Raw genomic sequence first — 8,345 nt, 5'->3', positions numbered from 1 at the left:
TCTTGCGATACTGGAACCTACTATTTCTAACATAAGCAGCGCGTCTACCAATTCCGCCAATGGTTATTGAATGTTTAAATTCTTTAGGAAAGGGGAGGATGTTTATTTATGGGATAATCTTTGAATGGTACGGGTCAAGAGACTTGAACTCTCACATCTTGCGATACTGGAACCTAAATCCAGCGCGTCTACCAATTCCGCCAAACCCGCATAGCATTCAATTTTTAAAGAGAATTGAGCTCTAGGATTTCTAAATTAAGATGGCAGGGATAAGAGGATTTGAACCTCTGAATGACGGGATCAAAACCCGCTGCCTTACCGCTTGGCTATATCCCTACAGGGCGTAATTACATTGAATCTTATTTACATTCATTGAATATTAAATAAAATGGCAGGGATAAGAGGATTTGAACCTCTGAATGACGGGATCAAAACCCGCTGCCTTACCGCTTGGCTATATCCCTGCAATGTATTTACTTTTACAATTGCAACTAATGTTGCTTTGAAATGGTACGGGTCAAGAGACTTGAACTCTCACATCTTGCGATACTGGAACCTAAATCCAGCGCGTCTACCAATTCCGCCAAACCCGCATTATTTCAATTATTCATAAAACTTAAGTTATATGAAATGGTGGCTACACCGGGATTTGAACCTGGGACCCCATCATTATGAGTGATGTGCTCTAACCAGCTGAGCTATGTAGCCTTCCATCTTGCCTCTCAGCAAGTGGCGCGTATTATGCAAATCTGCTTGGCATACGTCAACCGTTTTTTTTCAAAAAACACGACTTTTTGTTTGTTTGGCTATTGCATGTGCAATTTGTCCGTTATCTACACAAAAAATGCATGTGGAGATTATTAATCTCGACATGTATTTCTATATAAATCTGAGCTGCTTAAAGTAGCGATAGATAAGTTTATCTGTTTTTTGCTTCTTCTGCTAATGCTACTGAATGTTTAGCAATGGCATCTATTTCATTTTGGACTTTTTTGGCAGGTAAATTACCAATAATAAATTTACCAACTTCTAGTGCGTTAGATTTAGCTGCAAAAACTAACAAATTATCACCATTACATGCTAAATCATCGTAAAAGTTACGAATTTTAATTTTGTTCTGCTTCAAAAATGATCTCAAACGGTTTTTATCATTTGCTTGAACATATTCACATAGGCGCAGTGATATATCATTAGCGTGAACTGATGGCGCATTTGTTGCACCAAGTATCAGTATAGATACGGTAAAAAAGACTTTTTTCATAAAAACCTTAAATTTATTGTGTAGATATGTAATTGTTGAATATTTATTGTTATTTATATAATTATGGGCAAATAACAGTAAAATGTTTTTATTAGCTTTATTATTTATTTTAAACGTTAAAACGAAAATGAATAACGTCACCATCTTTTACTAAATAATCTTTTCCTTCTAAGCGCCATTTTCCTGCTTCTTTCGCACCTGATTCACCATTAAATTCAATAAAGTGCTCAAATGCTATTACCTCTGCTCGAATAAAGCCTTTTTCAAAGTCAGTATGAATTACTCCGGCAGCTTGAGGAGCGGTGGCGTTTTGTTTAACTGTCCAAGCGCGCACTTCTTTAACGCCTGCTGTAAAATAAGTTTGTAGATGTAATAAGCCATAACCAGAATTAATAACACGGTTTAATCCTGGCTCTTCTAGCCCCATTTCTGCCATAAACTCAATTCTGTCTTCATCATCCATTTCGGATAATTCACCTTCAATTTCAGCACATACAGCAACGACCACTGCACCTTCTTTTTCAGCAATAGCATTAACTATGTCAAGGTATGGGTTATTTTCAAAGCCATCATCATTAACATTAGCGATATACATTGTTGGTTTAATCGTTAAGAAGTTTAAATAAGTAACAGCAGCCTTTTCTTCTTTAGTTAAATCTAGAGAGCGAACCATATTACCTTCTTCCACGTGTTTTAATATTTTTTCTAAAACGGGAACTTCAAATTTAGCCTCTTTATCGCCGCCTTTGGCACGTTTACTTTGGCGCTGAATAGCTCTTTCTGCAGTGTCCATATCCGCTAAGGCTAATTCAGTATTAATAACATCTATATCATCGGCAGGATCAATTTTATTGGCAACGTGTATAATATTATCATTTTCGAAACAACGTACTACATGACCAATTGCATCGGTTTCTCTAATGTTGGCAAGAAATTTATTTCCTAAACCTTCTCCTTTTGATGCGCCAGCCACTAAACCAGCAATATCAACAAATTCCATTGTTGTAGGAAGTACACGTTCTGGCTTTACAATAGCACTAAGTTGATCAAGCCGAGGGTCAGGTACAGGCACAACACCAGTATTGGGTTCAATAGTACAAAAAGGGAAGTTAGCAGCTTCAATACCTGCTTTAGTTAGTGCGTTAAATAAAGTTGATTTTCCAACGTTGGGTAAACCAACGATACCACATTTAAATCCCATAATTATTACCTGTTTCTTTTGGTTTAAATTCTATGTTACACACCTTTATATGCGTGTAATCGTTGTTGCGCTTTTACTAAGCCTTGAGTTTGCCATATATCAAAACATCGACTTGCTTCATCAATAGCGCTTTCAATTAGTTTTTGTTCATTACTTGGAGCTTTGCCTAAAACATGCCCTGTCACTTTATCTCGATGTCCTGGATGGCCAATACCAATGCGTAAACGATAAAATTCTTTATTATTTGCCATGCGAGCAATAATATCTTTTAAGCCATTATGACCACCGTGACCGCCACCTTTTTTTATTTTAATACTACCAGGGGGGATGTCTAATTCGTCATGAGCAATGAGAATGTTATCTACAGAAATGCGATAAAAATTTGCTAAAGGGGCAACTGCTTGGCCGCTTCTGTTCATGAATGTAGTAGGGATTAGTAAGTGAACTAGTTCACCACCAATTTCACCTTTACCATAAAGTCCAGCGTATTTTTTTTCAGGGCGAAGAGATATGTTATTGCGCTGTGCTAGTTCTTCAACAAACCAAACACCTGCATTGTGGCGTGTTTTTGTATATTCGGGACCAGGATTTCCTAGCCCCGCAATCAATTTAATAGTCATATTAACTATTCATCTTTAAGTTAAATAGCTAACTGAATAAAAATTGACTATTCAGTAGCCGCTTCTTCAGTAGCTGCTGCTTCATCGTCATCACCTTTGCCTTTAGCAGCATTAGCAGTAACAACAGCTTGATCGTGAGCTTCGCCTTTCGCTAATTCATCAGATGTTACACCTTTAGGTAATTTAACGTCAGATAAATGTAGTGTTTGGCCAACTTCTAAATCAGCTAGATCAACTTCAATAAACTCAGGTAAATCTTTTGGTAAACAAGAAATCGCAATTTCTGTTACATGGTGAGCTACAGATGCGCCAAGTTTAACAACGTTTTCTTCGTTAATAAAGTGAATAGGAGCGTTAGTTGAGATAGCATGTTTTGCATCAATACGAATGAAATCAAGATGCATAATAATATTTTTGAACGGATGACGTTGCATGTCTTTAATTAGACACTCAACTGGTTTTCCGTCAATTTTTAATATTAACACGTGTGAATAGAATGCTTCTTCTTGTTGAGCACGAAGAACATTTTTGTGCTCTAAAGTTAAAGAAATAGATTCTTTGCCTTCACCGTAAAGGATAGCAGGAACTTTATTCGCGTGACGTAGGCGGCGGCTCGCACCTTTCCCTAAATCTGTACGTACTTCTGCATCCAAAGTAAATAAATCAATCATGATATATACTCTTATATTGTATAAAAATTAAGTCTTGTTTTTTGCGACCAAAAACAAGGATGTTTGCTTTTTTATGAATCACGTGATCAAAAAATGAAAACGAGTTTGATAAAAAAGGCGCGGCATAATAACACTAGCGCTTTGTTAAAGCTATTGATAATATCATTTGAATTGTAAAAAATAGGTTTAATGCTTATAAAAAAGCAGAGAGTAAAATACTGTCTGCTTAAAGTAGGGTATCATGCACTAAAAATTAGTGAGTCATATAGCTAATTAGTGATCAAACATAGCTGAAATAGATTCTTCATTGCAAACGCGACGGATAGCTTCACTTAACATACCACTTAATGTTAATTGGCGAACCATTTTAAGTTTTTGAATCTCCTTAGATAATGGTATTGAATCTGTTACAACTACTTCATCAATAACCGAATTTTTAAGGTTTTCAACAGCGTTTCCAGATAAAACAGGGTGAGTAGCATAAGCAATAACACGTTTAGCACCATGTTCTTTTAGTGCTTCTGCTGCTTTTGCTAATGTACCACCCGTGTCGATCATATCATCAACAATAATACAATCACGGCCTTTAACATCACCAATAATGTGCATAACTTGAGCTACGTTAGCTTTTGGTCGACGTTTATCAATAATGGCAAGATCCGCATCGTCCAATAATTTAGCTACAGCACGAGCACGAACAACACCACCAATATCAGGAGAAACCACAACAGGGTTATCCAAGTCACGGTTTTTCATGTCTTCTAATAAAATAGGCGTGCCAAAGGCATTATCAACAGGAACGTCGAAAAAACCTTGAATTTGCTCTGCGTGTAAATCAACAGTTAGCACTCGGTCAACACCAACACTTGATAAAAAGTCAGCAACCACCTTCGCGGTAATAGGTACACGAGCACTGCGTACACGCCTGTCTTGACGGGCATAACCAAAATAAGGAATTACGGCTGTAATTCTTCCAGCAGATGCGCGACGAAATGCGTCGATCATCACGATCAGTTCCATTAGGTTATTGTTGGTTGGTGCACAAGTTGATTGAACAATAAAAACATCGCTACCGCGAACATTTTCATTAATTTCAAAGCTTATTTCACCATCGCTAAAGCTGCCGATTTTGGCATCGCCTAACGTTATATATAAACGATTTGCGATTTGTTTGGCCAGTTCAGGGGTGGCATTACCCGCAAAAATCTTCATGTCAGGCACAGTCAGTTCCTCAGAAACTTTTGACATTAATAGTAGTAGCTAACGTTAATACAATAAGGTATTTAACTTAGCCAATTATTTGATTCGTTTTGTCTAATTTTCTATAACCTTTACAACAGAGATAAGCGGTGATTTATTTTGCCCTTGTGCAACAAAAGAATGGACCCCATTAGGAAGTTTTTTTTGTAATTCAACGGCTTCTTTTTCACTAGAAAAACGTGAAAACACACACGCACCTGTACCTGTCATTCTAGACGGTGCGTATTCTACCAACCAAGCGAGTAAGTTGGCAACCTCATCGTAATGATTAATTACCATAGTTTGGCAGTCGTTATGATATTTATTGTCGTCGAACAGGTCTTCATCACAGTAAAATTTATTAAAATTATCGTTTGGTAGGTGAGGCGTATTTCTAGGTAAATCGGGTGAAGAAAAAACACTGCTAGTCGTAATGCTAATTTGAGGTTTACATACTAAATACCAGCATTCTTTCGGCTTTGCAGGGGTGAGTTGTTCTCCAACCCCACGAGCAAATGCTGCAAAGCCATGGATAAAAATGGGTACATCTGCACCTAAACTTAAACCAAATTTGGCTAATTGTTCCGTTGAAAAGTTACTTTGCCAAAGTAAATTTAATGCAACTAAAATTGTGGCAGCATTTGATGAACCACCGCCTAATCCTCCACCCATAGGTAATATTTTATTAATACGTATTTTTGCCCCCATGACGACGAGAGGTTTAGTATTTTTTAATCGTATTTTATCCTGAAGTAAATGTGCTGCTTTAACAATTAAATTATTCTCAGTTTTTACGCCATCAATAGGAGTCAATAAGGCGATTTCTGAGCCCTCAGTCACAGATATTTCTATACTGTCACTGTAATTTAAAAATTGAAATAATGTTTCTAATTCATGATAACCATCTTCTCTTTTTCCTACGACATGTAAAAATAAGTTAAGTTTAGCGGGAGACGGAAATTGAAATGTTTTGCCAGTGTATTTGTTCATATGGTTACTTTAATTCAGGTAATAAAAAACGTTAATCATTAGGTTTACTCAGTAAAGGACCAGTTTTTAATTGAAATTTTTATTAACAGATCTTCTTTCTTTATCGTTAATTGAGTTGCCATGCTGATATCATTAAAGGGGCGGTAGTTATGGTAGTTAATTTTCCAAGTTGTATTGTGATACTCACTAGACATACTTATGGGTAACTGTGTTTTGGCATCTATTTTTAGTTCATCGCTCTGATTGAACGGTATGCCTTTTATCCAAAAAACTAAAGCTTCCGTTGGTAAAATTAGCCCCGTAAGTGAATAAATTAATTCAGACAAATTTGTTCCTTGGTACTCTTTACCATCTACTTGAATCAAATGTTGCTTTTTATTTGATATCAACTGAAGTACATTCATGCCCAAATAACTGGTTAAATTTAATTCTTGTGTATCTTTATTTTCATTTACTTGCCAAGTAATAGTGGCACTTTCACGTTTATTTGTTGATTCAATTTGTTGGATAAACGCTATTTTTCCTTGTAGTTGCCATTGCTGTTGATTTTTCAATTGTTCAGTTCTTTGCTCAAAGGTTACAAGTTGCAGGGGGGAATTGGGTGTTGAGTTTGGTTTGTTAGCACAGCCAGATAATATGATGCTAATGGAGAGCACTAAAGGAAGTAATAAAGCGTATAATGATGAGTTTGATGTTTTCATTTGTTCTAGCGCCACTGAGATGAGGCTAGTATTGGAACACAGCAATTTAGCCAATTCAACTGTTGAACTTATTTTTACTCATTGGTTATGTCTTTAAATTTGGTGAATTATTTTGTAAAATATATATTCATTACCGTGATTTTTGTCACAGATCATATTTTAAAAACGGTGTTTGCAGTATAGTTACACTGTTAATAAGTAAAATATCAATAGGTTTATTACATTGTCCATAGTTGCTGTTGGAATTAATCACAAAACTGCTCCTGTCGCGGTAAGAGAAAAAATTTCTTTTAACCCCGATAGGCTTTCGGTTGCCTTAAAAGAAATGTTATCGGCAGTACAATGCCGTGAAGTTGCTATTTTATCTACTTGTAATAGAACTGAGCTTTATATTGTTCAAGAGGGTGATGTTAAAATAACCCAAGAGCGTTTGGTGCAGTGGTTAGAGAGTTATCACAATGTACCTGCTTCTATCATTTTACCCAGCCTTTATTGGCACCAAGATCAACAAGCGGTTAATCATATGATGCGGGTAGCGTGTGGTCTTGATTCGTTAGTATTGGGTGAACCCCAAATTTTAGGGCAAATGAAACAAGCATATAGTCAAGCCAAAGCAGCTGGTTCAATGGCTTTGGTGATGGACAGGCTTTTTCAACGTACTTTTGGTGTTGCTAAACAAGTACGTACAGAAACAGAAATTGGAGCTAGTGCGGTTTCTGTTGCTTTTGCTAGTGTGAACTTAGCGAAACATATTTTTGCCAGTCTTAATAAAACCAAGGTTCTGCTTGTGGGCGCAGGAGAAACCATTGAACTAGTCGCTAAACATTTGTATGAAAACAATGTTGGTAAAATCACAGTGGCTAATCGCACCATTGAGCGTGCGACAAAAATGGCGAAACAAATTGGTGCAGAAGTGATTACACTCGCACAAATTCCCGAACATATGAGTCAAGCTGATATTGTTATTAGCTCTACAGGGTCTACTTTGCCTATTATTGGTAAGGGTATGGTAGAGAAAGCATTAACTAAACGACGTCATCAACCTATTTTTATGGTTGATTTAGCTGTACCACGAGATATTGAAGAACAAGTGGGCGATTTAGATGATGTGTTCTTATATACCGTTGATGATTTGCAAAGTATTATCGCGCAAAACCTTGAAAATCGCCGAAAAGCAGCGGTTGAAGCAGAAAGTATTGTTAACAAACAATCTGGTAGCTTTATGTCATGGCTGCGAGGTTTAAATACACAAGATACGGTTATTAATTTTAGAAAACAGTCTCTGAATGAACGAGATCAATTACTAGAAAAAGCCTTAATACAGTTGAAAAACGGTAAAAATCCAGAAGCTGTTGTAGGAGAGTTAGCTACTAAGTTAACTAACAAGTTTATGCATGCTCCAACAAGCGCTTTGCAGTCAGCTGCTCAAGGCGGTGAACTAGATAAATTAATTTATCTTCGTGATATTTTTAATATTGACGATCCAGATTAGCTTATTTAAACAGTTAATATGAGTTATCTATACATATAACTCATATTAAAAGCTATTTAAACCTGCAATAAAATCAAATACTATTGACTATAAACTAGCAGCTGTAGAAAAATAATGGCTGTGCTAGAATAACGTTAATTTAATTTCCCTAGTTTAATTACTCCTTTTAA

At 36.3% G+C, this 8,345-nt stretch carries 8 protein-coding genes and 5 tRNA genes; 1 reads left to right on the top strand and 12 read right to left on the bottom strand.

Annotation, left to right across the window (positions count from 1 at the left end; translation table 11 throughout):
* Positions 1–125: 125 nt before the first annotated feature.
* The 12 genes from ACE1OF_RS17195 to lolB form a co-directional block, all read right to left on the bottom strand.
* Positions 126–210: transfer RNA gene (locus ACE1OF_RS17195), tRNA-Leu, on the bottom strand.
* 51 nt (positions 211–261) lie between these two features.
* Positions 262–336: transfer RNA gene (locus ACE1OF_RS17190), tRNA-Gln, on the bottom strand.
* A gap of 53 nt (positions 337–389) precedes the next feature.
* A tRNA-Gln gene (locus tag ACE1OF_RS17185) sits at positions 390–464 on the bottom strand.
* 44 nt (positions 465–508) lie between these two features.
* Positions 509–593 (bottom strand) — tRNA-Leu (locus tag ACE1OF_RS17180).
* Positions 594–631: 38 nt separating this feature from the next.
* A tRNA-Met gene (locus ACE1OF_RS17175) sits at positions 632–708 on the bottom strand.
* A 211-nt stretch (positions 709–919) separates the two neighbouring features.
* Positions 920–1,261 (bottom strand): DUF3718 domain-containing protein, encoded by a 342-nt coding sequence (locus ACE1OF_RS17170; RefSeq protein WP_448895948.1) that lies wholly within the window; start codon positions 1,259–1,261, stop codon positions 920–922.
* A 109-nt stretch (positions 1,262–1,370) separates the two neighbouring features.
* The gene (ychF, locus tag ACE1OF_RS17165; RefSeq protein ID WP_448895946.1) at positions 1,371–2,462 is read right to left on the bottom strand and encodes a redox-regulated ATPase YchF; all 1,092 of its coding nucleotides are present in this window, start codon (positions 2,460–2,462) and stop codon (positions 1,371–1,373) included.
* 35 nt (positions 2,463–2,497) lie between these two features.
* Positions 2,498–3,082: an aminoacyl-tRNA hydrolase gene (gene pth, locus ACE1OF_RS17160; protein ID WP_448895944.1), complete on the bottom strand. Its 585-nt coding sequence runs from the start codon at positions 3,080–3,082 to the stop codon at positions 2,498–2,500.
* Between the two features lie 47 nt (positions 3,083–3,129).
* Positions 3,130–3,753, bottom strand: coding sequence for a 50S ribosomal protein L25/general stress protein Ctc (locus tag ACE1OF_RS17155; RefSeq protein WP_448895943.1), 624 nt, complete (start codon positions 3,751–3,753; stop codon positions 3,130–3,132).
* 273 nt (positions 3,754–4,026) lie between these two features.
* Positions 4,027–4,974 (bottom strand): ribose-phosphate pyrophosphokinase, encoded by a 948-nt coding sequence (locus ACE1OF_RS17150; protein WP_448895949.1) that lies wholly within the window; start codon positions 4,972–4,974, stop codon positions 4,027–4,029.
* Positions 4,975–5,067: 93 nt separating this feature from the next.
* Positions 5,068–5,982 (bottom strand): 4-(cytidine 5'-diphospho)-2-C-methyl-D-erythritol kinase, encoded by a 915-nt coding sequence (ispE, locus tag ACE1OF_RS17145; RefSeq protein ID WP_448895942.1) that lies wholly within the window; start codon positions 5,980–5,982, stop codon positions 5,068–5,070.
* A 44-nt stretch (positions 5,983–6,026) separates the two neighbouring features.
* Positions 6,027–6,683, bottom strand: a complete 657-nt coding sequence (gene lolB, locus ACE1OF_RS17140) for a lipoprotein insertase outer membrane protein LolB (protein WP_448895941.1) — start codon at positions 6,681–6,683, stop codon at positions 6,027–6,029.
* 223 nt (positions 6,684–6,906) lie between these two features.
* Here lolB and hemA point away from each other — a divergent pair, with 223 nt between their 5' ends.
* Positions 6,907–8,175, top strand: a complete 1,269-nt coding sequence (hemA, locus tag ACE1OF_RS17135; protein ID WP_448895939.1) for a glutamyl-tRNA reductase — start codon at positions 6,907–6,909, stop codon at positions 8,173–8,175.
* The last annotated feature ends 170 nt before the right edge of the window (positions 8,176–8,345 follow it).

The sequence above is a fragment of the Colwellia sp. E150_009 genome (assembly GCF_053543955.1).
Note: the sequence above shows the minus strand (reverse complement) of the source record. Positions and strands in the feature narration are given on the sequence as shown.

Excerpts from the sequence above, each read along its gene's own strand:
- ispE (WP_448895942.1), bottom strand. The coding sequence starts at position 5,982 with ATGAACAAATACACTGGCAAAACATTTCAATTTCCGTCTCCCGCTAAA.
- ACE1OF_RS17155 (WP_448895943.1), bottom strand. The coding sequence starts at position 3,753 with ATGATTGATTTATTTACTTTGGATGCAGAAGTACGTACAGATTTAGGG.
- lolB (WP_448895941.1), bottom strand. The coding sequence starts at position 6,683 with ATGAAAACATCAAACTCATCATTATACGCTTTATTACTTCCTTTAGTG.
- ychF (WP_448895946.1), bottom strand. The coding sequence starts at position 2,462 with ATGGGATTTAAATGTGGTATCGTTGGTTTACCCAACGTTGGAAAATCA.
- ACE1OF_RS17170 (WP_448895948.1), bottom strand. The coding sequence starts at position 1,261 with ATGAAAAAAGTCTTTTTTACCGTATCTATACTGATACTTGGTGCAACA.
- pth (WP_448895944.1), bottom strand. The coding sequence starts at position 3,082 with ATGACTATTAAATTGATTGCGGGGCTAGGAAATCCTGGTCCCGAATAT.